We start from the raw sequence: 24,295 nt of genomic DNA, 5'->3' as shown, positions 1-24,295 counted from the left end.
ACCGGAAGAAAAACAACCGACCAGTAGGACCTCTCCCCGCCAACAGGTACACTGAAAACCTGCCATAGGCTGAGAGAACAACTACCCGAGTCCCAGGAGGACACCAGTGGCTAAGGCCAAGTTCGAGCGGACAAAGCCGCACGTCAACATCGGTACGATCGGTCACGTCGACCACGGTAAGACGACGCTGACCGCCGCCATCACCAAGGTGCTGGCCGACAAGTACCCGGATCTCAACGAGTTCCGTCCCTTCGACCAGGTCGACAACGCTCCGGAAGAGCGTCAGCGCGGCATCACCATCAACGTTTCTCACGTTGAGTACCAGACCGATAAGCGCCACTACGCGCACGTTGACGCCCCGGGCCACGCCGACTACATCAAGAACATGATCACCGGTGCCGCCCAGATGGACGGCGCGATCCTCGTGATCGCCGCGACCGACGGCATCATGGCGCAGACCCGCGAGCATGTGCTGCTCGCCCGCCAGGTGGGCGTGCCCTACTTGCTGGTTGCGCTCAACAAGACCGACCAGGCGATGGCCGAATACGGCGACGACGCCGAGGACATGCTCGAGCTCATGGAAGAAGAAATCCGCGAGCTGCTCTCCTCGCAGGGCTTCGACGGCGACAACGCCCCGATCGTCCGCGTCTCCGCTCTGAAGGCCCTCGAAGGTGACTCCGAGTGGGTTGAGTCCGTTGCCAAGCTCATGGAAGCCGTGGACGAGAACGTTCCGGAGCCCGTGCGCGACATGGACAAGCCGTTCCTCATGCCGATCGAAGACGTCTTCACCATCACCGGCCGCGGCACCGTTGTGACCGGCCGTGTCGAGCGTGGCAAGCTGCCGATCAACTCCGAAGTTGAGATCGTCGGTATCCGCGAGCCGCAGAAGACCACCGTCACCGGTATCGAGATGTTCCACAAGCAGATGGACGAAGCGTGGGCCGGCGAGAACTGTGGTCTGCTCCTGCGCGGCACCCGCCGTGAGGACGTCGAGCGTGGCCAGGTCGTGGTCAAGCCCGGTTCGATCACCCCGCACACCCAGTTCGAGGCGCAGGTCTACATCCTGTCCAAGGACGAAGGTGGCCGCCACAACCCGTTCTACACGAACTACCGTCCGCAGTTCTACTTCCGCACCACGGACGTCACCGGCGTCATCACGCTGCCCGAGGGCACCGAGATGGTTATGCCTGGCGACAACACCGAAATGACGGTCGAGCTCATCCAGCCGATCGCCATGGAAGAGGGCCTCGGCTTCGCTATCCGCGAGGGTGGCCGCACCGTTGGCTCCGGCCGCGTGACCAAGATCCTGAAGTAAGGCACTCGGTGACCTTCTGATCTTTCGTTAGATCGCATCAAGGACCCGGTCCCCGCAAGGGGATCGGGTCCTTGGCTTGTGCCCGACGGTCGCGTGCGGCACGCCCGAGCGCGGGGGCGTGGGGAGGCTCACGCTCCGAAAGGGCCGCTGCGGGTTTCACTTGTAGGCCAATCTGCGGTAACCTCGAACGGCCGGAACGCCTGGCACCCACAACGGATGCCGGCCAGAACGTACGCTGAATCACGCGAATGCGGGTTTACACAGTGTGGGTAGTTCTGGCAGACTAGTACGGTTGCTCGGATCAAGGTCCGAGTGTGCAGACTTCGGGCGGGTGGTAAATCGCCCCCCGTCCAACCAAAGTAACCAACGACCCGGAACCTGCCGGAGCGTGGTGCGGTGCGCTCAAAGCGCACGCGACACGCCCGAGCGCGGGGGTCGGTGAAGTTGCGGTACGAGAGAGGTTAGACGACGCCATGGCGGGACAAAAGATCCGCATCCGGCTCAAGTCCTACGACCACGAGGTCATCGATAACTCGGCACGCGAGATTGTCGATACGGTGACCCGCGCTGGTGCGACGGTCGTGGGCCCGGTGCCGCTGCCGACTGAAAAGAACGTGTACTGCGTTATTCGGTCGCCCCACAAGTACAAGGACAGCCGCGAGCATTTTGAAATGCGCACCCACAAGCGGTTGATCGACATTATCGACCCGACGCCCAAGGCCGTCGATTCGCTCATGCGTCTCGACCTGCCGGCGGACGTCAACATCGAGATCAAGCTCTGAGGAACCTAGACATGACTACTTCTACCCAGCAGGAAGCGGGCAAGGCCGTCAAGGCACTTGTCGGCTCGAAGCTCGGCATGACCCAGGTCTGGGACGACGAGGCTCGCCTCGTCCCGGTCACCGTCATCAAGGTGGACACCAACGTCGTTACTCAGGTGCGCACCCTCGATGTCGATGGCTACCAGGCGATCCAGGTCGCTGCCGGTGAAATTGACCCCCGCAAGGTGACCCAGCCGCTTAAGGGCCACTTCGCGAAGGCCGGTGTGACCCCGCGTCGCACCGTGCTCGAAATCCGCACCTCGAGTGCGGACGAATACAACGCTGGCCAGGAGATCGGCCTCGACACCTTCGCCCCCGGCGATGTCGTCGACGTGACCGGCACCTCCCGCGGCAAGGGCTTTGCCGGTGTCATGAAGCGCCACGGCTTTGCCGGTGGTCCCGCTTCCCATGGCGCCCACAAGATCCACCGCAAGCCGGGCTCCATCGGCGGCTGCGCGACCCCGGGACGCGTGTTCCGTGGCATGCGCATGGCCGGCCGCACGGGCAACCAGCGCACCACCATTCAGAACCTCACGATCCACGCGATCGACGCAGAGAACGGTTACGTTCTCGTCGCCGGCGCGGTTCCCGGTGCTAAGGGCGCCACGGTCGTGATCCGTAACGCCGCGAAGGGAGCCTAGTCATGACCGCCACCACGGTCGACGTTCTCGACGCTTCCGGCAAGAAGACCGGCAAGGCTGAACTGCCCGCCGAAATCTTCGATGTCGAGCTCAATGTTCCGCTGATTCACCAGGTCGTCGTCGCCCAGCTCGCTGCCAAGCGCCAGGGCACCGCCGCGACCAAGACCCGTGGCGCCGTCTCCGGCGGCGGCCGCAAGCCGTGGCGCCAGAAGGGCACTGGCCGTGCGCGCCAGGGCTCCATCCGCGCCCCGCACTGGGCCGGTGGCGGCGTCGTGCATGGCCCGCAGCCGCGCTCCTACGAGCAGCGCACCCCGAAGAAGATGAAGGCCGCCGCTCTGCGTGGCGCCCTGTCGGACCGCGCCCGTCACGGCCGGGTCTCCGTCATCTCGTCGTTCGTCGACGGCGACACCCCGTCGACCAAGCAGGCGCTGGCCGCCCTCAAGGGCGTTTCCAGCGGCCGTACCGCGCTCGTCGTCGTCACTCGCGAGGACCAGCTTGCGCAGCTCTCGCTGCGTAACGTGCCGACCGTTCACCTCGTGTGGCCGGACCAGCTGAACACCTACGACGTGCTCGTTCGCGACGACGTCGTGTTCACCTCCGATGCGCTCGACGCATTCCTTGCCAGCCGCAGCGCGGACGCGAAGGAGGAAAGCAAGTGAGCATCGAACCGACGAAGAACCCGCGGGACATCATCATTGCTCCCGTCGTCTCTGAAAAGAGCTACAACCTGATCGACGAGGGCAAGTACACGTTCATCGTGGACCCGCGCTCGAACAAGACCGAGATCAAGAACGCCATTGAGCAGATCTTCGACGTCAAGGTCGAATCGGTCAATACCATCAACCGCAAGGGTAAGACCCAGCGTCGCACCGGCGGCAAGCGCAAGGACACCAAGCGCGCCATCGTCTCGCTTCGCGAGGGCACCATCGACATCTTCGGTGAGGTGGCTATCTAATGGCTATCCGCAAGTACAAGCCGACGACCCCGGGCCGCCGCGGTTCCTCGGTCTCCGAGTTCACGGAGATCACCCGCTCCACCCCGGAAAAGTCACTGCTGCGTCCGCTGCACAAGACCGGCGGTCGTAACTCGACCGGTCGCATTACCTCGCGTCACCGCGGTGGCGGCCACAAGCGCGCCTACCGCGTGATCGACTTCCGTCGCCACGACAAGGACGGCATCCCCGCCAAGGTCGCGCACATCGAGTACGACCCGAACCGGACCGCGAACATCGCGCTGCTGCACTACGCCGATGGCGAGAAGCGCTACATCCTGGCCCCGGCCAAGATCAAGCAGGGTGACCGCATCGAGGCCGGCCCCGGCGCGGACATCAAGCCCGGCAACAACCTGCCGCTGCGCAACATCCCGCTCGGTACCGTCGTGCACGCCATTGAGATCAAGCCCGGCGGCGGCGCCAAGATCGCCCGCTCCGCTGGCGCTGGCGTCCAGCTCGTCGCCAAGGAATCCACCTGGGCGCAGCTGCGTATGCCGTCCGGCGAAATCCGTAACGTCGACGCGCGTTGCCGCGCGACCGTCGGCGAGGTGGGCAATGCCGACCAGTCGAACATCAACTGGGGCAAGGCCGGCCGTATGCGCTGGAAGGGCAAGCGTCCGCACGTGCGTGGCGTCGCCATGAACCCGATCGACCACCCGCACGGTGGTGGCGAGGGTAAGACCTCCGGTGGCCGTCACCCGGTCAGCCCGTGGGGCCAGAAGGAAGGCCGTACCCGCCGTCCGAACAAGCCGAGCGACAAGATGATTGTGCGTCGTCGCCGGACCGGCAAGAAGCGCTGATAGGGAGACGAAATGCCGCGCAGTTTGAAGAAGGGCCCCTTCGTCGACGACCATCTGCAAAAGAAGGTCGATCAGATGAACGAGGCCGGCAAGAAGAACGTCATCAAGACCTGGTCGCGTCGATCCGTCATTACCCCGGATTTCCTGGGGCACACCTTCGCGGTGCACGACGGTCGCAAGCACGTTCCGGTCTTTGTCACCGAGTCGATGGTTGGCCATAAGCTCGGAGAGTTCGCGCCGACCCGCACCTACCGCGGGCACGACAAGGACGACCGTAAGGCTCGTCGCCGGTAGGCGGGGTGCGTGAGGTCGAAATGAACCAAGTAAGGCAGGAAGCGATGGAAGCCAAGGCGCAGGCGCGAAACGTGCGCGTCACGCCCATGAAGGCACGGCGCGTCATCGACGTCGTTCGCGGTAAGGGCGTTGTGGAGGCTAGCAATATCCTCCGGTTCGCACCCCAGGCGGCGGCCGAAACCGTGCGCAAGGTGCTGGATAGCGCAGTAGCGAATGCTCGGGTTAAGGCCGATCAGGCCTCCGTGGCGTTCAACGAAAATGACCTAGTGGTCCTCGCCGCGTATGTGGATGAGGGACCGACGATGAAGCGGTACCGGCCGCGCGCCAAGGGCGCTGCGGGCCGCATCAACAAGCGGACGAGCCACATCACCGTCATCGTCGGTGAGCCCGAAGAGAGGAATCGGTAATGGGGCAAAAAGTTAACCCGACCGGGTTCCGCCTCGGCATCACCACGGATCACCGTTCGCGGTGGTTCGCGGACTCCAGCAAGGAGGGCCAGCGGTACAGCGACTACGTCCGTGAGGACGTCGCGATCCGCAAGCTGCTATCGACCGACCTGGAGCGCGCTGGCATCGCCCGCGTGGATATCGAGCGCACCCGCGATCGTGTCCGTGTCGATCTGCACACCGCCCGCCCGGGCATCGTCATCGGCCGCCGCGGCGCCGAGGCCGACCGCCTGCGCGGTCAGCTCGAGAAGCTCACGGGCAAGCAGGTCCAGCTGAACATTCTTGAAGTAAAGAACCCGGAGACCGACGCACAGCTCGTCGCCCAGGGCATCGCCGAGCAGCTCGCTGCCCGCGTGTCCTTCCGCCGCGCCATGCGCAAGGGCATTGTGTCCGCGCAGCGTGGTGGCGCCAAGGGCATCCGCGTGCAGTGCTCGGGCCGCCTCGGCGGTGCGGAAATGTCGCGCTCGGAGTTCTACCGCGAAGGCCGTGTGCCGCTGCACACCCTGCGCGCCAACATTGACTACGGCTTCTTCGAGGCTCGTACCACCTTCGGTCGCATCGGCGTGAAGGTCTGGATCTACAAGGGCGATGTCACCGACAAGGAACTCGCTCGCGCCCAGGCCCAGGCCCCGCGTGGCGGACGTCGCGGCGAAGGCCGCCGCGGTCGCCGCGGTGATGGTGCTGGCCGTCGCGGTGCGCCGCGTCGCAGCGAAGCCCCCGAGGCCGCCTCCGCTGAAGCGGGCGAGGCCACGGGCACTCAGACCGGAACGGAGGCCTGAGCCAATGCTCATCCCGCGTCGGACTAAGTTCCGTAAGCAGCACCGTCCCAAGCGTCGTGGCCAGGCCAAGGGTGGTACCGAGATCAACTTCGGTGACTACGCCATCCAGGCCCTCGAAGGCGGTTACATCACGAACCGTCAGATCGAGGCCGCGCGTATTGCGATGACCCGTCACGTCAAGCGTGGCGGCAAGGTGTGGATCAACATCTTCCCCGACCGCCCGCTGACCAAGAAGCCGGCCGAAACCCGCATGGGTTCCGGTAAGGGTTCCCCGGAATGGTGGGTGGCCAACGTCAAGCCGGGCCGCATCATGTTCGAGCTCGGTGGTGTTCCTGAGCAGCTGGCGCGCGAGGCCATGAGCCGCGCGCAGCACAAGCTGCCGATCAAGACTCGCTTTGTGAGCCGTGAGGGTGGTGAAGGCTAATGGCAATCGGATCCAAGGGCCTGACCCCGTCCGACCTGGACGGAATGGACAACGAGCGCCTCGCCGAGGAACTGGCCAAGGCCAAGGCTGAACTGCTGAACCTGCGGTTCGCCGCCGCGACCGGCCAGCTCGAAGACCACGGCCGCGTGAAGGCCGTGCGTCGCGACATCGCTCGCATCTACACGATCGTCAACGAGCGCGAGCTGGGCATCCGCACCGCTCCCGTGAAGAAGTAAGGAAGGTCTGTAGGCATGAGCGATAACGCAACCGCTGAAGCCGCGCCCCAGGCGCGGAACTACCGCAAGAGCCGCCGCGGCTACGTCGTCAGCGACAAGATGGACAAGACCGTCGTCGTTGAACTCGAAGACCGCGTCAAGCACGCACTGTATGGCAAGGTTGTGCGCCGCACCTCCAAGGTGAAGGCACACGACGAGAACAATGAGTGCGGCGTGGGCGACCTCGTGCGCATCATGGAGACGCGCCCGCTGTCTGCTACCAAGCACTGGCGAGTCGTCGAGATCGTCGAGAAAGCTCGCTAACGCGACACCTCAGAGGAGGGCCGGCACCAAAAGGTGTCGGCCCTTTTCTGTTGCCCGCAAACGGCAAGATCGCGTGCTCTACCACGACAAACATGGGCACCGACGCGAGCACGAAACCGAATATCCTCCTCATCGTCTCCGACGATCACGGCTACGGAGACCAGTCCGGACTCGGTTCGGTCGACGACGTTGAAACGCTCGCGCTCGACCGCATCCGCGCCCTCGGCGCCACCTTCACGCAGGCATACGCCGCGGCACCGATCTGCTCGCCAGCCCACGTCGGCATTCTGACCGGAGCCCACCCCCAACGCTGGGGCGGACACTGGTTCCAAGACACGACCTACCCGAGCGGTCACCCCACCATCGCCGATTAGCTCGCGGCCGGCGGCTACCGCACCGCCTACTTCGGCAAGGTCCATTACGGCCCGGGCGACGAAGCCGGGGGAGAGTGCTGCCCCGAAAACCACGGCTTCGACGAAGCCCTCTACTCGCTCACGTCGCTGCACATGGGGCGCATGCACTACATGAAGCACACACGCGCGCAGCAGGCAGAGTATGGCGAAGCCGCCGCGAACATGGGCGTCTCGCCATTCCTCAGCCACGCCGGCGAGGCCGAATCCGATCAACACTCGACCTATGTCTTCGCCCAGCGCGCGATCGACTTCATCGAGCGCGACGACGAGCGCCCCTACTTTTGCTACGTCGCCTTCAACGCCGTCCACAACTTCGCCTGGCAACTGCCCGAAAAAGTCCTCGCCGAGCGCGGACTGACCCCGCACCAGGACTGGGATGCGGACGTGCAGGACTACGACGAGTGGTACGACAGTGCGATCTACCCAGCCCTTGGGGAGCAGGGCCGCGGTGTCTACCGCGCTCAGCTCGAGCTCATGGACGAGCAGATCGGTCGCCTACTTGATGCCGCCGACGCTCGTGGTGGCCTGAAGAACACGATCGTCATCTATGTCTCCGATAACGGCGGGGGAGCGGAGAACTACTCCAACAACGCCCCGCTGGCCGGCCACAAGTACAGCCTGAAAGAAGGTGGCATCCGCGTCCCCTCCCTCATCTCGTGGCCGGGTGGCGGCATCCTGCACGGGGCGATCTCACGGCCTGCCTGGACGATGGGTATTCTCCCGACGGTCCTCGCGGCCGCGTGGCTCGACCCCCGCGAGTGGCGCACCCCTCGACGGCTGCAACGAGCTGCCAGCCCTCCGCTGCGACGCAAGCGGCGGCCACGACGAGCTGCACTTCGATAACGGCTTCCAGTTCGCAGTGCGCCGCGGCACGTGGAAACTCCACGTCATCGATCGCTCGCATGCAATCGTCGAGCGGCTCGAGCGCGTCCAGCACGTCGATCTCGGAGGCGAACTCACGCTCACGAACGTCGAGGCCGACCCGAGCGAGCAGACCAACCTTATCGATCAGCATCCGGACATCGCGCGCGAATTGATCTCGGCGCACCAAGAGTGGCGCAAAGCCCTTGGTTTAGCGGTTTCTGAGGTCGCCGACGCCGCCCTCGCCGCCCTCGATAGGTAACAAAAACCAAGCAAAACCATCAAAATGCTTGCCCGATCGCACATTCTGTCTTGATGTAGCTCTTGTAACTAACACGAGTGAGTTCAATCCGGAACACCTAACCGATGAGGGTTTGGTAGCCAGCACAGGGACATGACCAAGGGAGGTCAATAATGAGGAGTTTCAAGGCGAAACTTGTTGCTTTCAGCTTAGTGGCAAGCCTCGGCCTGGCCGGCTGTGGTGGTTCCGGATCCGGCGGATCGGGAAACTCCGATGGCGGCGACGGCGCGATTCCTAAGCCCGATGTTGCGATGTGCCCGAGACGAATATCGACGGCAACAAGCTCGACACGTCCAAGATCGAGGGAGAGATCCGCTTCATGACCCAGAACCTGAAGAACGACTTCTCGGAGTTCTTCGAAAAGCAGATCGCGCAGTTCGAAAAGGAGAACCCCGACACCAAGGTCATTTGGGAAGACAAACCCGGCGGCCCCGACTTCGATAAGAACATGGCCGCGGACGCCGTCGAATGCCAGATGGCCGACGTCATCAACATCCCCGACTAGACCATCCTCGCCCTGTCCAAGGCGAACCTGCTCATGAACCTCGACGTCAAGGCCCCCGGCATCGGCGACAAGTTCATGGAAAACCTCTGGAACGCGACCGCCGTCGGCGCCAACGGCGCTCACACCGGCCTGCCGTGGTACACGTTCCCGAACATCACGACCTGCAACAAGGACGTCTTCAAGCGCTCCGGCCTCGATGAGAACACTGTCCCGGCCACGATGAAGGACATGTTCGACATGGCCCGCAAGGTCGCGGAAGCCGGCAACGGCGACTACGGACTGTACGGCAACGCCAACTGGTACCTCGCCCCGCAGTGGGCAGCCCTCGGCGTGAAGTTCATGAACGACGACAAGTCGGAGTTCGTCTTCGCTCAGAACCCGCTGGCCCTGGACTGGGTGACGAACATGGCCGAGCTGTACAAGATGGGTGCGATCCCGAAGGACTCGCTGACCGGTGAGCCCGACGCGAACAAGGCCTACTTCGAAGGCGACCTCGCCATCGGCACTCCGAACCCGTCCTTCCTACGCGCCGTCAAGCGCAACAACCCCAACGTTTACGCCTCCACCGGCGTCGGCAAGTTCCCGCGCAACGAGGGTGTCACGCCCGCGATCGGCGGCCAGTACATCGCCGTGTCGGCGGCGACGAAGAACGCGCCGCTCGCGATGAAGTTCGCCGAGTTCCTCACCTCCGATCAGCAGGAGCTCGCCTGGGCCCGCGACGGCGGCGCCATCATCTTCCCGCCGGCCAAGAAGGCCCTCGAGGAACTCCTCACCAACCCGCCGAAGTTCGTCGACGACGAGATCTTCTCCGCGGCCTACAAAGTTGCCGCGGAGTCGCTGGAAGAAAACCGCTCCGAGCCGGCCCTGCTGTACATCCAGGGCTCGATCCAGCAGGAGCTGGTCAACAACATCAACGCCGGTGTCCGCGGCGAGGTCAGCCCGCAAGAGGCGCTCGACAAGGCCCAAGACGCCATGAACCGCCTGCTCAAGCAGCTGAACAACTATCTGTTCTGGGGGTGCGCCGGCCGCGCGCCGCGCGCCCCCAGAGTCTTGGAAGGACAAATATCGTGGCCACAACCGTTCGCCAGCCGCGGCGTAGGCGGGAGCCCGATGCCCTGAACGGCGCATCGCGCTTCCGGCGGTGGTCGGTACCTCCGCTGTCGGTGCTGCTGCCGGTTCCCGTCGTCGTAATTTTCTACATCTATCCCTTCATCTCCATGATCATCACGTCGTTTACCAACACCCGCCCGCTGCGCACCCGCGGCGAATGGGTGAACTGGGAGAACTACCAGACGATCATCACCGAACCCCGCTTTCGGGATGCCGCCAAGCACTCGCTGATCTACGCGGTCTGCGTCGTCCCGCTCATGGTGCTGCTGCCGCTGCTGCTCGCCCTCCTCGTTCGCGACAAAGTCTCCGGCATAGGCTTCTTCCGTGCCGCCTACTACGTCCCCGCGATCTGCTCCATCGTGGTCACCGCGCTGTCGTGGCGCTCGCTGCTGCAGGAGCAGGGCCCAGTCAATAACTGGCTGAGAAGTATCGGCCTCATCGACGGGGCCATCCCCTTCCTGTCGCATCCCATGTGGATCCTCGTGTGCGCGATGATCATCACCCTATGGACCGGTCTGCCGTACTACATGATCATGTACCTGACCGCTCTCAAGAACGTCGACCGGTCGCTTTACGAAGCCGTCGAGATCGATGGCGCCGGGGCCATCCGACGCTTCTTCACCATCACCGTGCCGGGCGTGCGCGTCATGATGTACCTCGTTGGTGTCCTCACGACGATTAACTCGCTGAAGATCTTTACCGAGGTCTTCTTGATCGGCGGAGCCAACTCCCCGGTCGAAACCGTCACGATGTACATCCGCTCGCGCATCCAGGACCCGCTGTACGGCTCGCTCGGCGAAGGTACCGCCGACTCGGTGCTGCTGTTCATCATGACGTTCGGGTTCATCATGCTTTCTAACCGACTGCAGGCAAAAGCGGAAGAACAGTGACGACCGTCGGTCGAAATGTCCCCGTGGCCGCCGTCGCGGAATCCACGGCCCGCTTCAAGCGCCACCGCCGCAACGAGACCAACCGCAAGCTCAAGGGCTGGCGCCTCGTCATGCGCTATGTCGTGCTCGTCCTCGTCCTGATCTTCATGCTCGGTCCGATCTTCGTCCCGCTCATCGCCGCATTCAAATCTCCCAGCGAACCCGTCTTCGGTCAGGGCGCCACGCTCTTCCCGCAGACGTGGTCGCTCGACGCGTTCTACGAGATCTTCGAAAAGACGAACCTGCCGCGGGCCATCATGAACTCGCTGACGATCGGCCTGCTCGCGGTGTTCTCGCACTGCACGCTCGCGACGGTCGGCGGGTACATGCTCTCCCGACGCGGCTGGACGCTGCGCAACATTGCCTACCTCGTCATCTTGTCGGCCATGATCTTTCCGTTCGAGTCGATCATGCTCTCGCTGTTTTCGATGATGAACTCGATCGGGTTGTACGACTCGATCATCGGCGTGTGGCTGCCGGGCCTCCTCGGCCCCTTGCACCTGTTGCTCATGCGAGCCGCCTTCCTCGGCATCCCCGAGGAGATCGAAGACGCCGCCTTCATCGACGACGCGGGGGAGTTCCGCCGCTTCTGGTCGATCTTCCTGCCGCAGGTCAAGGGCGCGCTCACCATCGTCGGTCTCACGTCGTTCATCTACGCGTGGTCCGACTTCCTGTGGCCGTTGCTCATGCTGCGCTCGGCCGAGAATCAGACGATGATGCTGGCGCTCAACTCCCCGCAGGAATCGGCACCGGGTACGACGTACCGGACCATCCTTGCCGGCGCGATCATCGCCCTGGCACCGGTGTTGCTGCTGTTCGCGTTCACCCAGCGCTACTTCTTCCGCGGCATCGAAGAAGGTGGCCTGAACTTCTAGTTCTCACCTCGGCGCGGACATCCGGTATGCTCCCGGATGTCCGCGCCGAGCTAATGGTGAGCGATTGCACGCCGGGGCGCCGATAACCCCCTGGCTTGCGCTAGGGCAGATGATCTATACTCGAACGGTTGCCTTGTGGCTACCCGGACCTGTCTGCGCACTTTTTCCGCAGTTTTCTTGGGTCCGAAAGACGCCACGCGGACTCCCTAGCGGGGCCGCGCAGGCAGTGCAGTAAACCGTTCGGCTAGGCTCGGAAAGTTTTCCGAGAACCGGCACGACGACAGGAGAATACTCAATGATCCAGCAGGAGTCGCGGCTTAAGGTCGCCGACAACACCGGCGCGAAGGAAATCCTTTGCATCCGGGTTCTCGGTGGCTCCGGCCGGCGCTATGCCGGTATCGGCGACACCATCGTCGCCACCGTCAAGGACGCCATCCCTGGCGGCAACGTGAAGAAGGGCGACGTGGTCAAAGCCGTCATCGTCCGGACCAAGAAGGAACGTCGCCGTCCCGATGGCTCATACATTCGATTCGATGAGAACGCGGCCGTCATTCTGAAGAATGAAGAAGAGCCCCGCGGCACCCGCATCTTCGGCCCCGTGGGCCGCGAGCTGCGTGACCGCAAGTTCATGAAAATCATCTCGCTCGCTCCGGAGGTGCTCTAAATGGCAAAGGTGAAGAAGGGCGACCAGGTCGTCGTCATCGCCGGTCGCGATAAGGGCAAGACCGGACGCGTGCTCCAGGTCATCACCGAGTCCGACCGCGTGGTCGTCGAAGGTGTGCAGCGCGTCAAGAAGCACACCAAGGTTGGCCAGTCCAGCCGCGGTGCCCGTACCGGCGGCATTGAGACCGTCGAGGCCCCGATCCACATCTCCAACGTGATGGTCGTGGATCCGGAGACCAAGAAGGGTACCCGCGTCGGCTACCGTCTCGAGACTGTTGAGCGCAACGGCCGCAGCAAGACGCAGCGCGTGCGGATCGCCAAGCGTTCGGGCAAGGAGCTGTCATGACCGAAACCAAGACCCAGCCTCGGCTGAAGCAGCGCTACCGCGATGAGATCATCGACGGCCTGCGCGAGGAGTTCAAGCACCCCAACGTCAACGAGGTGGCTAAGCCCATCAAGGTTGTCGTCAACATGGGTGTCGGCGACGCGGCTCGCGACTCCAAGCTCATCGAAGGCGCTATCAATGACCTCACCGTCATTACCGGCCAGAAGCCTCAGGTGACCAAGGCCCGCAAGTCCATCGCGCAGTTCAAGCTGCGTGAGGGCATGCCGATCGGTGCGCACGTAACCCTGCGCGGCGACCGCATGTGGGAGTTCCTCGATCGCCTGCTGTCGTTGGCCCTGCCCCGTATTCGCGACTTCCGTGGCCTGTCGCCCAAGCAGTTCGACGGCAACGGAAACTACACGTTCGGCCTCACGGAACAGTCCATGTTCCACGAGATCGACCAGGACAAGATTGATCGCGTGCGCGGCATGGACATCACCATCGTGACGTCTGCCAAGTCCGACGACGAAGGTCGCTCGCTGCTGCGCCGCCTCGGCTTCCCGTTTAAGGAGAACTGACAGATGGCGAAGACCTCCCTGAAAGTCAAGGCCTCCCGCAAGCCGAAGTTCGGCGTGCGTGGCTACACCCGGTGCCAGAAGTGCGGTCGCCCGCGCTCGGTATACCGCAAATTCGGCCTGTGCCGCATCTGCCTGCGTGAGATGGCCCTTGCTGGCCAGCTCCCCGGCGTGACGAAGAGCAGCTGGTAACACTTACGTTGTAGGTCCCCTGCGGGGGAAACCGCGACGAGGAAGGGCGAAGGCCCAACAACATGACTATGACAGATCCCATCGCAGATATGCTGACGCGTCTGCGCAACGCCAACTCGGCGTACCACGAGACGGTGTCGATGCCGTACTCGAAGCTCAAGGCGAACATCGCCGAAATCCTGAAGGCCGAAGGCTACATCGCGGACTGGTCCGCATCGGATGCCGAGGTGGGCAAGAACCTCACCCTCGAGCTGAAGTACGGCACCGACCGCAAGCGCGCCCTCGTTGGCGTCAAGCGCGTGTCCAAGCCCGGCCTGCGGGTCTACGCCAAGTCGACCAAGCTCCCCAAGGTGCTCGGCGGCCTCGGCGTGGCCATCCTGTCCACCTCCTCCGGTCTGCTGACGGACCGCGAGGCTGAATCCAAGGGTGTTGGCGGGGAAGTCCTCGCTTACATCTGGTAAGAACCGGAAAGGAGAACGCACTATGTCACGTATCGGCAAGATTCCCGTTCCGGTTCCCTCCGGTGTGGACGTGTCGATCGACGGCCAGGACGTTAGCGTGAAGGGCCCCAAGGGCACCCTCACCCACACGGTTCCGGCGCCGATCACCGTAGAGCGCAACGAGGACGGAGCCATCGCGGTGAACCGTCCCAACGATGAGCGCGAATCGCGTTCGCTGCACGGCCTGACCCGTACCCTGATCGCCAACATGGTTGAAGGTGTGACCAAGGGCTACGAAAAGAAGCTGGAAATCGTCGGTACCGGTTACCGTGTGACCGCGAAGGGCCAGGATCTCGAATTCGCCCTCGGCTTCTCTCACCCGGTCTCGGTCAAGGCCCCCGAAGGCATCACCTTCGCGGTGGAAAGCCCCACCAAGTTCTCGGTGTCGGGTATTTCCAAGCAGCTCGTCGGCGAAACCGCGGCTTCTATTCGCAAGCTCCGCAAGCCCGAACCCTACAAGGGCAAGGGTGTGCGGTACGCCGGCGAACAGATTCGCCGCAAGGCAGGAAAGGCTGGTAAGTAACCCATGTCCGTCACGATTAAGGGCAAGGGCAAGGCGGTCGCCCGCAAGCGCCGCCACCAGCGCGTGCGCAAGCATGTTGCCGGCACCGCCACGACCCCCCGTCTTATCGTCAAGCGCAGCGCGCGCCACATGGTGGCCTCGCTCGTCGATGATCGCGCGGGTCACACCCTGGCGTCGGCTTCCACCATGGAAGTTGAACTGCGCCAGATGGAAGGCACCAAGGTCGACAAGGCGCGCAAGGTGGGCGAACTGCTCGGCGAGCGCGCCAAGGCAGCGGGCATCGAGTCCGCCAAGTTCGACCGGGGCGGTAACAAGTACCACGGCCGCGTGGCCGCCGTTGCTGACGGCGCTCGCGAAGCCGGCTTGGCCCTGTAACCAGCGAGAACGAAGAGAGCAGGAGTACATCCATGGCTGCACAGCAGCGAGATCGGACCGGCTCGGGTTCCGCCGAACAGGGACGCGAGCGTAATGAAGGCCGCCGGGCGCGCGACGATCGTCGCGACAACCGCCGCGGTGGCGATGACAAGAACCAGTTCGTCGAGCGTGTTGTCACCATCAACCGCGTCGCGAAGGTTGTGAAGGGTGGCCGTCGCTTCTCCTTCACCGCCCTCGTGGTCGTTGGTGATGGCGACGGTACGGTCGGCGTCGGCTACGGCAAGGCGAAGGAAGTTCCCGCCGCCATTGCCAAGGGCGTGGAGGAAGCCAAGAAGAACTTCTTCCGGGTCCCGCGGATTGCCAAGACCATCCCACACACCGTCCAGGGTGCGGATGCCGCAGGCGTCGTCCTGCTGCGTCCGGCCGCTCCCGGTACCGGTGTTATCGCCGGTGGTCCGGTGCGCGCCGTCCTGGAGTGCGCTGGCATTCACGACGTGCTGTCGAAGTCGCTCGGCTCGCAGAACGCGCTCAACATTGTGCGCGCGACTGTGGCGGCGCTGAAGCAGCTCGAGCAGCCCGAAGCGGTTGCGGCCCGTCGCGGCCTGCCGCTGGAGAAAGTTGCCCCGTCGTCCATGCTGCGCCACCGCGCAGAGGGTGAAGCTCGCGCCAAGGCCGAAGCCGAAGCTGAAGCTGAGGCAGGTGCGTAATGGCAGAGCTGAAGATCACCCAGAAGAAGTCCACCATTGGCGGCATCCGCAAGCAGCGTGAGACCCTGCGCGCCCTCGGGCTGCGCAAGATCGGTCAGAGCGTTGTCCGCGAAGATAACGACGCGGTCCGCGGCATGATCCGCACCGTCGACCACCTGGTTGACGTCGAGGAGGTCAAGTAAGCATGGCTGAAGAATCGACGCCTCTGAAGATCCACGATCTGCGTCCCGCCCCGGGAGCCAAGAAGTCCAAGACCCGCGTGGGTCGCGGTGAAGGCTCCAAGGGCAAGACCGCCGGTCGCGGCACCAAGGGCACGAAGGCTCGCGGCCAGGTTCCTGCCGGGTTCGAAGGCGGTCAGATGCCGCTGCACATGCGGCTGCCCAAGCTGCGTGGCTTCAAGAACCCGAACAAGGTGACCTACCAGGTCGTGAACCTGACCAAGCTCGCCGAGCTCTTCCCGAAGGGCGGCGACATCACCGTCGCTGACCTCGTGGCCAAGGGCGCCGTCCGCGCGAAGCAGCCCGTCAAGATCCTCGGCACCGGAGAAATCTCCGTCGCCGTGAACGTGACGGTCGACGCGTGGTCGGGCTCCGCCAAGGAAAAGATCGATGCCGCCGGCGGCTCCATCACGGGAGCCTAAGCGGCGCGGATGGTTTCCATCCGCATCGACGTGGAACGCCCCCGTGCCACCCGTGGCTCGGGGGCGTTTCCACTTCCCGACTAGTTACCCTTAGACTTCTTAAAGATTGACGTTTGAGCTGGATAAGCTCACCCGTTGCCGACGTAGGCGTTCCCATGCGTCGCCCGCGACGGCAACCCACCGGGAGGAATTTTGCTCTCTGCATTCGCTCACGCGTTTAGAGTCACTGATCTGCGCAAGAAGCTGCTCTTTACGCTCGCCATCATGGCGATCTACCGCTTCGGCTCCTTCGTGCCTGCCCCGGGCGTTGACTACGGCAACGTCCAGCAGTGTGTCGCGGGTAGCCAGAACAGCTTCCTCGGGATGATCAACCTGTTCTCGGGCGGCGGCTTGCTTCAGCTCTCGGTCTTCGCTCTCGGGATCATGCCGTACATTACGGCGTCGATCATCATCCAGCTGATGCGCGTCGTCATTCCGCGCTTTGAAGACCTCCACAAGGAGGGCCAGGCTGGTCAGGCGAAGCTCACGCAGTACACGCGTTACCTCACGATCTTCCTTGGCGTGTTGCAGTCCACCGTCATGGTGACGACCGCCGCCAACGGCCTGCTGTTCCAGGGTTGCCCGGTGAACCCGATCCCGAACGCTGGCCCCGCGAGCCTCCTGCTCACCATTTTGACAATGACCGCCGGTACCGGCCTCATCATGTGGCTCGGTGAGCTCATCAGCGAAAAGGGTATCGGCAACGGCATGTCGCTGCTCATCTTCACCTCGATCGCCGCGTCCTTCCCGATCGGCCTCGGCACCGTTTTCGGTCTCGAAAACGGCATCGTCAAGCTCCTGGTTATCCTCGCGGTTATCCTCATCATCACCCTCGCGGTTGTCTTCGTTGAGCAGTGCCAGCGCCGCATCCCGGTGCAGTACGCCAAGCGCATGGTCGGCCGCCGCCTGTACGGTGGCTCGTCGACCTACATCCCGATGAAGATCAACCTCGCGGGCGTTATCCCGGTCATCTTCGCATCCTCGATCATGCAGCTGCCCGTGATGATCTCCGAATTCAACAAGACGGCCCCCTGGGCGGTCACGCTGGCGCAGTACTTCTCACCGTCGCACCCGCTGCGGCTCACGGTGTACACGCTCCTCATCATCTTCTTCGCGTTCTTCTACACGTCGATTACCTTCAACCCCGAAGAGGTTGCCGACAACATGAAGCGCTACGGCGGCTTCATCCCCGGCATCCGCGCGGGACGGCCCACCGCCGAGTACCTGAACTACGTCATGACGCGCATTACCGCGCCGGGCGCACTCTACCTCGCGATCGTCGCTCTCGTGCCGGAGATCCTGTTCGCCATGATGGGCCTGAACCAGGCCATGCCATGGGGCGGAACGTCGATCATGATTATGGTCGGTGTCGCGTTGCAGACTGTGAAGGACATCGACTCTCAGCTTCAGCAGCGGCACTACGAAGGATTCCTGTCATGACCACGCGTCTCGTCATTTTTGGCGCCCCCGGAGCAGGCAAGGGCACCCAGGCCGAGCGGCTCGCTCAGCACCTGAAGATCCCGACGATCTCGACGGGCCACCTCTTCCGCTCCCACATCTCCGAGGGCAGCGAACTCGGCCACCTGGCCGGCTCCTACATTGCCCGCGGCGAGCTTGTCCCGGACTCAGTGACCGTCGAGATGCTGAAGGAGCGTCTCGCCGCCAAGGACACGAAGGACGGGTTCCTGCTCGACGGCTTCCCGCGCAACCCCGCGCAGGTCGATCTGCTCGACGAACTGCTGGGCGACGAGAAGCTCGACGGCGTGCTGGAGCTGTCCGTCGACGAAGACGCCATCGTTGAGCGCCTGCTCAAGCGCGGCATCGAACAGGGCCGCACCGACGACACCGAAGACGTCATCCGCACCCGCCTGCGCATCTACCGCGAGCAGACGGCGCCCGTCGCGAAGCTGTACGCCGAGCGCGGCCTGCTGCACTCGATCGACGGCATGGGCGAAATCGATGAGGTGACCGAGCGGCTCCTGAAGGCCGTCTCCGCGCTGTGATGTTCGGACCCAAACCCGAAATCAAGACGCGCACCCAACTGGCCGCCATGGCCGAGGCCGGGGCGATCGTCTACGAGATGCTGACCGCGGTCGAGCGTGCTGCCGAGGTCGGAATCACGACGGGCGAGCTCGACGCGATCGCCGAAAAGGTGTGCCGCGACGCCGGCGCGAAACCGAACTTCAAGGGCTATCACGGCTATCCCGCGACGGTCTGCCTGAGCGTCAACGAAGAAATCGTGCACGGCATCCCGGGGGGCCGGGTGCTGCAGGACGGTGACCTCATCTCGGTCGACGGCGGCTGCTCCGTCGCCGGCCCGGGCGGGCGACGCTGGCACGGCGATTCCGCACGCAGCTTCTTCGTTGGTACTCCCTCCGAGAGCGACCAGCGCCTGTCCGATGTCACCCGCGAGGCGATGTGGCAGGCGATCGCGGCCCTGCCCGGCGCCAAGCAGCTCAACGTCGTCGGCAACGCGGTCAGCCGTGTTGTCGCCGAAAACCCGGTCGACGGGCGCGAGCTCGGCATCGTCCGCGAATACGTCGGCCACGGCATTGGCTCTGCGATGCATCAGCCGCCCGATGTCCTGAACTACGCCGCCCCCAAGGGCCCGCGCATCAAGTCCGGCATGGCCGTGTGCATCGAGCCGATGCTCACCCTCGGCGAGCCCGATAACGAGACGCTCGACGACGACTGGACGGTCGTGACGCTCGATGGTTCGCGCGCGAGCCACTGGGAGCATTCCGTCGCGCTGATCGACGGCGGAATCCGGATCCTGACCCTGCCCGACGGGGGAGCGGCCGAGCTCGCTCGCTTCGGCATCACTCCCGTCGAGCTGTAACCACACCCGGGTGGCGAGCTTCACGTCACGGGGGAGTTTCCATCGCGCACAAATTCCCATAGGATGGTCAGCTGGACGTGCGTACACGTGTGCCGCAACGGCGGCGCACCGCACGAGGGTGCTTCACGGCGCCACAATCTGAGGAGAAGTACGAAAGAGCATGGCTAAAAAGGACGGCGTCATCGAGGTTCAGGGCACTGTCGTCGAAGCGCTGCCCAACGCGATGTTTCGTGTAGAGCTGGACAACAAGCACATTGTGCTTGCCCACATCAGTGGCAAAATGCGTCAGCACTACATTCGTATTCTTCCCGAAGACCGCGTCGTGGTTGAGCTGAGCCCGTACGACCTCTCTCGTGGTCGTATCGTCTACCGCTACAAGTAACTGTTAGCCACCGTAGTGGTGGCGGAGGAACGACATGAAGGTCCAGCCAAGCGTCAAGAAGATCTGCGACAAGTGCAAGGTGATCCGCCGGCACGGTCGCGTCATGGTCATCTGCGACAACGTTCGTCACAAGCAGCGTCAAGGCTAAGTGACGGTGCGAGGGACTCCCTCGCAAACCCTGCTGCTAGCGCTATCGCGCAACCCCCGGTCCGGAGGCCGGGGCTCGCAATCCCGCGAGAAAGCAACGGGGAAGACCTCCGGTTCGAACAGTCAGGAGACTGATCAGTGGCACGTCTAGCTGGCGTTGACCTCCCCCGCGAAAAGCGGCTCGAGGTTGCGTTGACGTACATTTACGGCGTGGGTCGTACCCGCGCGCAGGAAGCTCTCGCCGCGACCGGTGTTTCGCCGGATCTTCGCGTGAAGGACATGCAGGAGTCCGATCTGGTGGCCCTGCGTGACTACATTGAGGGCAACTTCAAGGTGGAAGGTGATCTCCGCCGTGAGGTCGCAGCCGACATCCGCCGCAAGGTCGAGATTGGTTGCTACCAGGGTCTGCGTCACCGTCGTGGCCTCCCGGTTCACGGCCAGCGCACCAAGACGAACGCTCGTACCCGCAAGGGCCCGAAGCAGACCGTCGCCGGTAAGAAGAAGAAGTAGTCCGGTACAGCGCTGCTGTCCGGTCCGATGACCTGGAGATAAAAACACATGCCTCCCAAGACCCGTACTTCCTCGGTGGCGCGCAAGGGCCGCCGCCGGGACCGCAAGAACGTTGCCCAGGGCAACGCCTACATCAAGTCCACGTTCAACAACACGATCGTGTCCATCACCGACCCGGACGGCGCCGTTATCGCATGGGCCTCCTCCGGCCAGGTGGGCTTCAAGGGCTCGCGTAAGTCCACGCCGTTTGCCGCCCAGCTTGCTGCTGAGGCCGCGGCGCGTCGCGCCCAGGAACACGGCATGAAGAAGGTTGACGTGTTCGTCAAGGGCCCCGGTTCCGGCCGGGAAACCGCCATTCGTTCCCTTCAGGCCACCGGCCTGGAGGTCTCCTCGATCTCTGACGTGACGCCGCAGGCACACAACGGCTGCCGCCCGCCGAAGCGTCGTCGCGTCTAAGACGCTTAAAGCCCCGGCAACGGTAGACAGAGACCTGTCGGGGATTACACGTTGTCCCGCACGGCGTCAAATAGCGGATGCCGGCTGAAAGGATTACCAAGTGCTCATTACCCAGCGTCCCACGCTGACCGAGGAGGTCGTGAGTGATAACCGCTCACGATTCGTTATCGAACCCCTGGAGCCGGGTTTTGGTTACACCCTAGGAAACTCGCTTCGCAGGACCCTGCTGTCCTCGATCCCGGGCGCCTCGGTGACCTCCATCCGGATCGATGGCGTTCTCCACGAATTCTCGACGATTCCGGGAATCAAGGAAGACGTCACCGAGATCATTTTGAACATCAAGAACCTTGTCGTCTCTTCGGATCACGATGAGCCTGTGGTGATGTACCTGCGCAAGCAGGGACCGGGTGTCGTCGTCGCCGGCGACATCACGCCGCCCGCCGGTGTCGAGGTGCACAACCCCGACCTGCACATCGCGACCATCAACGCCAAGGGCAAGCTCGAGATCGAGCTGACCGTTGAGCGTGGCCGCGGCTACGTGCCGGCCGCCATGAACAAGAGCGACGATGCCGAGATCGGCCGTATCCCGGTCGACTCCATCTACTCGCCCGTGCTCAAGGTGACGTACAAGGTGGAAGCCACCCGCGTTGAGCAGCGCACGGACTTCGACCGCCTCGTCGTCGACGTCGAGACCAAGCCGTCCATGGAGCCGCGCGACGCGCTCGCTTCGGCCGGCAAGACGCTCGTCGAGCTCTTCGGCCTCGCCCGCGAACTCAACGTGGAGGCCGAAGGCATTGAGATCGGCCCGTCGCCGACGGACCAGGCTCTCGCCCAGGATCTGGCGCTGCCGATCGAGGACCTGGACCTGCAGTCACGGTCGTACAACTGTCTGAAGCGCGAGGGCATCCACACCCTCGGGCAGCTGGTGGCACGGTCGAAGGAAGACCTGCTGGATATCCGTAACTTCGGTAAGAAGTCCATCGACGAGATTCAGGAAAGGCTGGCCGGCTACGGACTCGGCCTGAAGGACTCCGGCGTCGACTTCGCCTCCGAGGACGATAGCCCGGCCTTCGAAGACCTGCACTTCAGCGACGAGCTCTGATAAGAAAAGGACCAAACATGCCTACCCCCTCTAAGGGACCCCGCCTGGGCGGCAGCTCCGCCCACGAAAAGCTCATGCTCGCGAACCTCGCGACGTCGCTGTTCGAGCACGAGTCGATCCGTACCACCGAAAACCGTGCGAAGCGCCTGCGCCCGCTCGCGGAAAAGCTCATCACGCTGGGCAAGCGTGGCGACCTGCACGCGCGCCGCAAGGTCATGGAGACCATCGGCCGCAAGGACATCGTCGCGAAGCTGTTCGAGGACCTCGCCCCGAAGTTCGCCGAGCGCCCCGGTGGCTACACCCGCATCACGAAGATCGCTAACCGCAAGGGCGACAACGCCCCCATGGCGATCATCGAGCTCGTGCTCGAGCCCGTCAGCCCGAAGCAGGCCGTCGTGAAGGAAGCTGAAACGGCGACCAAGACCGCGGCCAAGAAGGATGAAAAGGCCGAAGAGCCGACCGTGGAAGAGACCGAGGTCGCGCAGACCGACGAGGAAGCATCTGTCGAGGACGCGCCCGAGTCGAAGGAAAGCGCGGACAAGGAGTAATTGCCCGCACAGCGCCCCCGCTCCGGATCATCCGGGTGGGGGCGCTGTGTTATGCGTTCGGGGCCTGGTGCGGCGCGATCTCCCAGGCGCGCACGCCGCCGGAGATGCCCGCGGCGTTCGGGATGATGATGACGCTCGGGCCGAGCTTTGCGACATTGCTCCCAGTGATGCGTCGGCCATTGCCGCCGCCGACGTAGAGGCGATCCCAGTGGTAGACGGGCATGAGCGACTCGATGACGAGGCGCGCGCGCCGCGACCAGTGGGCATCGCCGAGGCGCAGCCGCTCGTGCTCGCCGATGTAATCGTCGTACGTCAGCCCCCATTTGACGGGGCATTGCGAGAGTTCGGCATGCGGCGCGAGGCGGCCGTCGTCGAAGATCGCGTTGCCGAGCCCGGTGCCGAACGTGATGACCATTTCGAGGCCCGTGCCGGTGACGACGCCACAGGCGTGCACTTCCGCGTCGTTCAAGACGAGCGCGGGCAGCTCGAGCGACTCCTCGATCGCGGTGCGCATATCGAAGCCCGTCCACGCGGCGAGCAGCTCGGGCACGACGCGCGTGCGCGGGCCGGCGCGGCAAATATAGTGCGGCGTGTGGACGACGATGCCGCGACGAATCATGCCGGGCATGCCGACGGTGACGCGGCGGGCCGGCGGCAGCTGCTCGGATAGGTCGCGGATGAGCGAGACGAGGCGTGCCGGCGAGAGCGGATAGGGCGTAGGGGCCCGCACCGCGGGGGTGTGCATGACGCCGGAATCGTCGAGAACCGAGGCCTTGATGCCGCCACCGCCGCAGTCGATTGCGAGCGTGGTGCGAGGAGTCATGCCTGCACGTTATCGCACCCGCTTAGAATTGGACTCGTGCCTCGCATCCGACTTGATCTCGCCTACGACGGCTCCGGCTTTTCCGGCTGGGCCGCGCAGCCCGGCCGCCGCACTGTCCAGGGGGTGCTGACCGAGGCGCTCGCGACGCTGCTGCGCGAAGACGTGCAGCTCACGGTCGCGGGGCGGACCGACGCGGGCGTGCATGCGGCCGACCAGGTGGCGCATCTGGACGTCTCTGACGCGGCGTGGGCGGCGCTGCCCGGGCGCTGCGACCGGACGAGCGAGCAGGCGCTGCTTGATCGGCTCGACCGGCTGCTGATCCGCGGCAGCGGCGTGCTGCGCGCATCCGACGTCGTGGTGCGCGCGGCTAGCGTCGTCGATGAGAGCTTCGATGCGCGCTTTGCGGCGATCTGGCGCGCCTACCGCTATCGCGTCGCTGAGCCGGGCGCCTTCGATCCGCGCACGCGCGCAAGCACGTGGTGGGTGCGCGATGAGCTCGACGTGGCCGCCATGGGCGAGGCGGCGGCGCTGCTGGTAGGGGAGTGGGACTTCGCCGCGCTGTGCAAGCCGCGCGAGGGGGCCTCAACGATCCGGCGGCTGACCCATGCCGAGGTGATGCGTGCCGACGGCGCCATCGCGATCGACCTGCGGGCCGACGCGTTCTGCCATTCGATGGTGCGCTCGATCGTCGGGTGCCTCGTCGCCGTCGGGCAGGGCAAGAAGCCGTCGAGCTGGCTGGGCGAGTTGCTCGCCTCCCGCGATCGCTCGCTCGCGGCTGCCGTCGCCCCCGCGCACGGGCTCACGCTCATGGCGGTGGGCTATCCGCCGCAAGACCAATGGGCATCCCGGCAGGAAGAAACGCGCCGTTTTAGAACGACGGCGGCTGGGCGCGACGAAAGCTAGCG

38 protein-coding genes and 1 pseudogene are annotated in these 24,295 nt (G+C 64.1%); 38 read left to right on the top strand and 1 reads right to left on the bottom strand.

What is annotated here, in order from left to right:
• Positions 1-106 precede the first annotated feature (106 nt).
• The 37 genes and pseudogenes from tuf (at position 107) to rplQ (ending at position 22,567) form a co-directional block, all read left to right on the top strand.
• Positions 107-1,315, top strand: a complete 1,209-nt coding sequence (gene tuf / locus BSZ39_RS00715) for an elongation factor Tu (RefSeq protein WP_073715485.1) — start codon at positions 107-109, stop codon at positions 1,313-1,315.
• Positions 1,316-1,788: 473 nt separating this feature from the next.
• Positions 1,789-2,097 (top strand): 30S ribosomal protein S10, encoded by a 309-nt coding sequence (rpsJ, locus tag BSZ39_RS00710; RefSeq protein ID WP_073715484.1) that lies wholly within the window; start codon positions 1,789-1,791, stop codon positions 2,095-2,097.
• An 11-nt stretch (positions 2,098-2,108) separates the two neighbouring features.
• On the top strand, positions 2,109-2,777 hold the full coding sequence (gene rplC / locus BSZ39_RS00705) for a 50S ribosomal protein L3 (RefSeq protein ID WP_073715483.1): 669 nt from the start codon (positions 2,109-2,111) through the stop codon (positions 2,775-2,777).
• 2 nt (positions 2,778-2,779) lie between these two features.
• Entirely contained in the window at positions 2,780-3,436 is a 657-nt protein-coding gene (gene rplD, locus BSZ39_RS00700) for a 50S ribosomal protein L4 (RefSeq protein WP_073715482.1), read from the top strand.
• Positions 3,433-3,732 (top strand): 50S ribosomal protein L23, encoded by a 300-nt coding sequence (gene rplW / locus BSZ39_RS00695; protein WP_073715481.1) that lies wholly within the window; start codon positions 3,433-3,435, stop codon positions 3,730-3,732. Before rplD ends, rplW begins: the two co-directional genes overlap by 4 nt.
• Entirely contained in the window at positions 3,732-4,568 is an 837-nt protein-coding gene (gene rplB / locus BSZ39_RS00690; protein ID WP_073715480.1) for a 50S ribosomal protein L2, read from the top strand. The genes rplW and rplB overlap by 1 nt, the downstream gene beginning before the upstream one ends.
• Before the next feature lie 12 nt (positions 4,569-4,580).
• Positions 4,581-4,862 carry a 30S ribosomal protein S19 gene (rpsS, locus tag BSZ39_RS00685; RefSeq protein WP_073715479.1) on the top strand — a complete coding sequence of 94 codons (282 nt, stop codon included), beginning with the start codon at positions 4,581-4,583 and terminating at the stop codon, positions 4,860-4,862.
• A 44-nt stretch (positions 4,863-4,906) separates the two neighbouring features.
• Entirely contained in the window at positions 4,907-5,269 is a 363-nt protein-coding gene (gene rplV / locus BSZ39_RS00680; protein WP_073715478.1) for a 50S ribosomal protein L22, read from the top strand.
• Positions 5,269-6,087 carry a 30S ribosomal protein S3 gene (rpsC, locus tag BSZ39_RS00675; RefSeq protein ID WP_073715477.1) on the top strand — a complete coding sequence of 273 codons (819 nt, stop codon included), beginning with the start codon at positions 5,269-5,271 and terminating at the stop codon, positions 6,085-6,087. Before rplV ends, rpsC begins: the two co-directional genes overlap by 1 nt.
• Positions 6,088-6,091: 4 nt before the next feature.
• Complete coding sequence (gene rplP / locus BSZ39_RS00670) at positions 6,092-6,511, top strand: 50S ribosomal protein L16 (RefSeq protein WP_073715476.1); 420 nt, start codon at positions 6,092-6,094, stop codon at positions 6,509-6,511.
• Positions 6,511-6,747, top strand: coding sequence for a 50S ribosomal protein L29 (rpmC, locus tag BSZ39_RS00665; protein WP_073715475.1), 237 nt, complete (start codon positions 6,511-6,513; stop codon positions 6,745-6,747). The genes rplP and rpmC overlap by 1 nt, the downstream gene beginning before the upstream one ends.
• A gap of 15 nt (positions 6,748-6,762) precedes the next feature.
• Positions 6,763-7,050, top strand: a complete 288-nt coding sequence (gene rpsQ / locus BSZ39_RS00660) for a 30S ribosomal protein S17 (protein ID WP_073715474.1) — start codon at positions 6,763-6,765, stop codon at positions 7,048-7,050.
• A gap of 92 nt (positions 7,051-7,142) precedes the next feature.
• A pseudogene (locus BSZ39_RS13105) lies at positions 7,143-8,306 on the top strand (sulfatase-like hydrolase/transferase).
• 16 nt (positions 8,307-8,322) lie between these two features.
• Complete coding sequence (locus BSZ39_RS13100) at positions 8,323-8,586, top strand: hypothetical protein (protein WP_083602813.1); 264 nt, start codon at positions 8,323-8,325, stop codon at positions 8,584-8,586.
• A gap of 292 nt (positions 8,587-8,878) precedes the next feature.
• Positions 8,879-9,130: a hypothetical protein gene (locus BSZ39_RS14885; RefSeq protein ID WP_073715473.1), complete on the top strand. Its 252-nt coding sequence runs from the start codon at positions 8,879-8,881 to the stop codon at positions 9,128-9,130.
• A 33-nt stretch (positions 9,131-9,163) separates the two neighbouring features.
• Positions 9,164-10,249, top strand: a complete 1,086-nt coding sequence (locus BSZ39_RS00645; protein ID WP_073715472.1) for an extracellular solute-binding protein — start codon at positions 9,164-9,166, stop codon at positions 10,247-10,249.
• Positions 10,198-11,130, top strand: a complete 933-nt coding sequence (locus BSZ39_RS00640) for a carbohydrate ABC transporter permease (RefSeq protein ID WP_073715471.1) — start codon at positions 10,198-10,200, stop codon at positions 11,128-11,130. Before BSZ39_RS00645 ends, BSZ39_RS00640 begins: the two co-directional genes overlap by 52 nt.
• A 23-nt stretch (positions 11,131-11,153) precedes the next feature.
• Entirely contained in the window at positions 11,154-12,044 is an 891-nt protein-coding gene (locus BSZ39_RS00635) for a carbohydrate ABC transporter permease (protein ID WP_073715521.1), read from the top strand.
• 295 nt (positions 12,045-12,339) lie between these two features.
• Positions 12,340-12,708 carry a 50S ribosomal protein L14 gene (gene rplN / locus BSZ39_RS00630; protein ID WP_073715470.1) on the top strand — a complete coding sequence of 123 codons (369 nt, stop codon included), beginning with the start codon at positions 12,340-12,342 and terminating at the stop codon, positions 12,706-12,708.
• Positions 12,709-13,053, top strand: coding sequence for a 50S ribosomal protein L24 (rplX, locus tag BSZ39_RS00625; protein WP_073715469.1), 345 nt, complete (start codon positions 12,709-12,711; stop codon positions 13,051-13,053).
• On the top strand, positions 13,050-13,610 hold the full coding sequence (rplE, locus tag BSZ39_RS00620) for a 50S ribosomal protein L5 (protein WP_073715468.1): 561 nt from the start codon (positions 13,050-13,052) through the stop codon (positions 13,608-13,610). Before rplX ends, rplE begins: the two co-directional genes overlap by 4 nt.
• A gap of 3 nt (positions 13,611-13,613) precedes the next feature.
• Positions 13,614-13,799, top strand: a complete 186-nt coding sequence (locus tag BSZ39_RS00615; protein WP_073715467.1) for a type Z 30S ribosomal protein S14 — start codon at positions 13,614-13,616, stop codon at positions 13,797-13,799.
• Between the two features lie 62 nt (positions 13,800-13,861).
• Positions 13,862-14,260, top strand: a complete 399-nt coding sequence (gene rpsH, locus BSZ39_RS00610; RefSeq protein ID WP_073715466.1) for a 30S ribosomal protein S8 — start codon at positions 13,862-13,864, stop codon at positions 14,258-14,260.
• A 22-nt stretch (positions 14,261-14,282) separates the two neighbouring features.
• A complete protein-coding gene (gene rplF / locus BSZ39_RS00605; RefSeq protein ID WP_073715465.1) occupies positions 14,283-14,822 on the top strand; it encodes a 50S ribosomal protein L6 in 540 nt (179 codons plus the stop codon).
• A gap of 3 nt (positions 14,823-14,825) precedes the next feature.
• Positions 14,826-15,197 carry a 50S ribosomal protein L18 gene (gene rplR, locus BSZ39_RS00600; RefSeq protein ID WP_073715464.1) on the top strand — a complete coding sequence of 124 codons (372 nt, stop codon included), beginning with the start codon at positions 14,826-14,828 and terminating at the stop codon, positions 15,195-15,197.
• Positions 15,198-15,229: 32 nt separating this feature from the next.
• Positions 15,230-15,904 carry a 30S ribosomal protein S5 gene (gene rpsE / locus BSZ39_RS00595; RefSeq protein ID WP_073715463.1) on the top strand — a complete coding sequence of 225 codons (675 nt, stop codon included), beginning with the start codon at positions 15,230-15,232 and terminating at the stop codon, positions 15,902-15,904.
• Positions 15,904-16,086: a 50S ribosomal protein L30 gene (rpmD, locus tag BSZ39_RS00590; protein ID WP_073715462.1), complete on the top strand. Its 183-nt coding sequence runs from the start codon at positions 15,904-15,906 to the stop codon at positions 16,084-16,086. The genes rpsE and rpmD overlap by 1 nt, the downstream gene beginning before the upstream one ends.
• A gap of 2 nt (positions 16,087-16,088) precedes the next feature.
• Entirely contained in the window at positions 16,089-16,544 is a 456-nt protein-coding gene (rplO, locus tag BSZ39_RS00585; RefSeq protein WP_073715461.1) for a 50S ribosomal protein L15, read from the top strand.
• Between the two features lie 192 nt (positions 16,545-16,736).
• The gene (secY, locus tag BSZ39_RS00580) at positions 16,737-18,023 is read left to right on the top strand and encodes a preprotein translocase subunit SecY (protein ID WP_073715460.1); all 1,287 of its coding nucleotides are present in this window, start codon (positions 16,737-16,739) and stop codon (positions 18,021-18,023) included.
• The gene (locus BSZ39_RS00575) at positions 18,020-18,586 is read left to right on the top strand and encodes an adenylate kinase (protein ID WP_073715459.1); all 567 of its coding nucleotides are present in this window, start codon (positions 18,020-18,022) and stop codon (positions 18,584-18,586) included. Before secY ends, BSZ39_RS00575 begins: the two co-directional genes overlap by 4 nt.
• A complete protein-coding gene (gene map, locus BSZ39_RS00570; protein ID WP_222842821.1) occupies positions 18,586-19,422 on the top strand; it encodes a type I methionyl aminopeptidase in 837 nt (278 codons plus the stop codon). Before BSZ39_RS00575 ends, map begins: the two co-directional genes overlap by 1 nt.
• Before the next feature lie 160 nt (positions 19,423-19,582).
• Positions 19,583-19,804, top strand: a complete 222-nt coding sequence (gene infA / locus BSZ39_RS00565; protein WP_073715457.1) for a translation initiation factor IF-1 — start codon at positions 19,583-19,585, stop codon at positions 19,802-19,804.
• A gap of 34 nt (positions 19,805-19,838) precedes the next feature.
• Positions 19,839-19,952 carry a 50S ribosomal protein L36 gene (rpmJ, locus tag BSZ39_RS00560; protein WP_073715456.1) on the top strand — a complete coding sequence of 38 codons (114 nt, stop codon included), beginning with the start codon at positions 19,839-19,841 and terminating at the stop codon, positions 19,950-19,952.
• A 137-nt stretch (positions 19,953-20,089) separates the two neighbouring features.
• On the top strand, positions 20,090-20,461 hold the full coding sequence (gene rpsM / locus BSZ39_RS00555) for a 30S ribosomal protein S13 (RefSeq protein WP_073715455.1): 372 nt from the start codon (positions 20,090-20,092) through the stop codon (positions 20,459-20,461).
• Positions 20,462-20,509: 48 nt separating this feature from the next.
• Positions 20,510-20,917, top strand: coding sequence for a 30S ribosomal protein S11 (rpsK, locus tag BSZ39_RS00550; RefSeq protein WP_073715454.1), 408 nt, complete (start codon positions 20,510-20,512; stop codon positions 20,915-20,917).
• Positions 20,918-21,017: 100 nt separating this feature from the next.
• The gene (locus tag BSZ39_RS00545) at positions 21,018-22,019 is read left to right on the top strand and encodes a DNA-directed RNA polymerase subunit alpha (RefSeq protein ID WP_073715453.1); all 1,002 of its coding nucleotides are present in this window, start codon (positions 21,018-21,020) and stop codon (positions 22,017-22,019) included.
• A gap of 17 nt (positions 22,020-22,036) precedes the next feature.
• Positions 22,037-22,567 carry a 50S ribosomal protein L17 gene (gene rplQ, locus BSZ39_RS00540; RefSeq protein ID WP_073715452.1) on the top strand — a complete coding sequence of 177 codons (531 nt, stop codon included), beginning with the start codon at positions 22,037-22,039 and terminating at the stop codon, positions 22,565-22,567.
• Positions 22,568-22,616: 49 nt separating this feature from the next.
• Here rplQ and BSZ39_RS00535 read toward each other — a convergent pair whose 3' ends face one another.
• Positions 22,617-23,390: an ROK family protein gene (locus BSZ39_RS00535; protein ID WP_073715451.1), complete on the bottom strand. Its 774-nt coding sequence runs from the start codon at positions 23,388-23,390 to the stop codon at positions 22,617-22,619.
• A gap of 36 nt (positions 23,391-23,426) precedes the next feature.
• On the opposite strand from BSZ39_RS00535, the gene truA reads away from it, so the two are divergent.
• Positions 23,427-24,293: a tRNA pseudouridine(38-40) synthase TruA gene (truA, locus tag BSZ39_RS00530; protein ID WP_073715450.1), complete on the top strand. Its 867-nt coding sequence runs from the start codon at positions 23,427-23,429 to the stop codon at positions 24,291-24,293.
• The last annotated feature ends 2 nt before the right edge of the window (positions 24,294-24,295 follow it).

This window comes from Bowdeniella nasicola (genome assembly GCF_001907295.1).
In the GTDB taxonomy this organism is placed as follows: Bacteria; Actinomycetota; Actinomycetes; order Actinomycetales; family Actinomycetaceae; genus Bowdeniella; species Bowdeniella nasicola.
The sequence above is the reverse complement of the archived record's forward strand: the minus strand, read 5'-3'. Positions and strand labels throughout refer to the sequence as shown.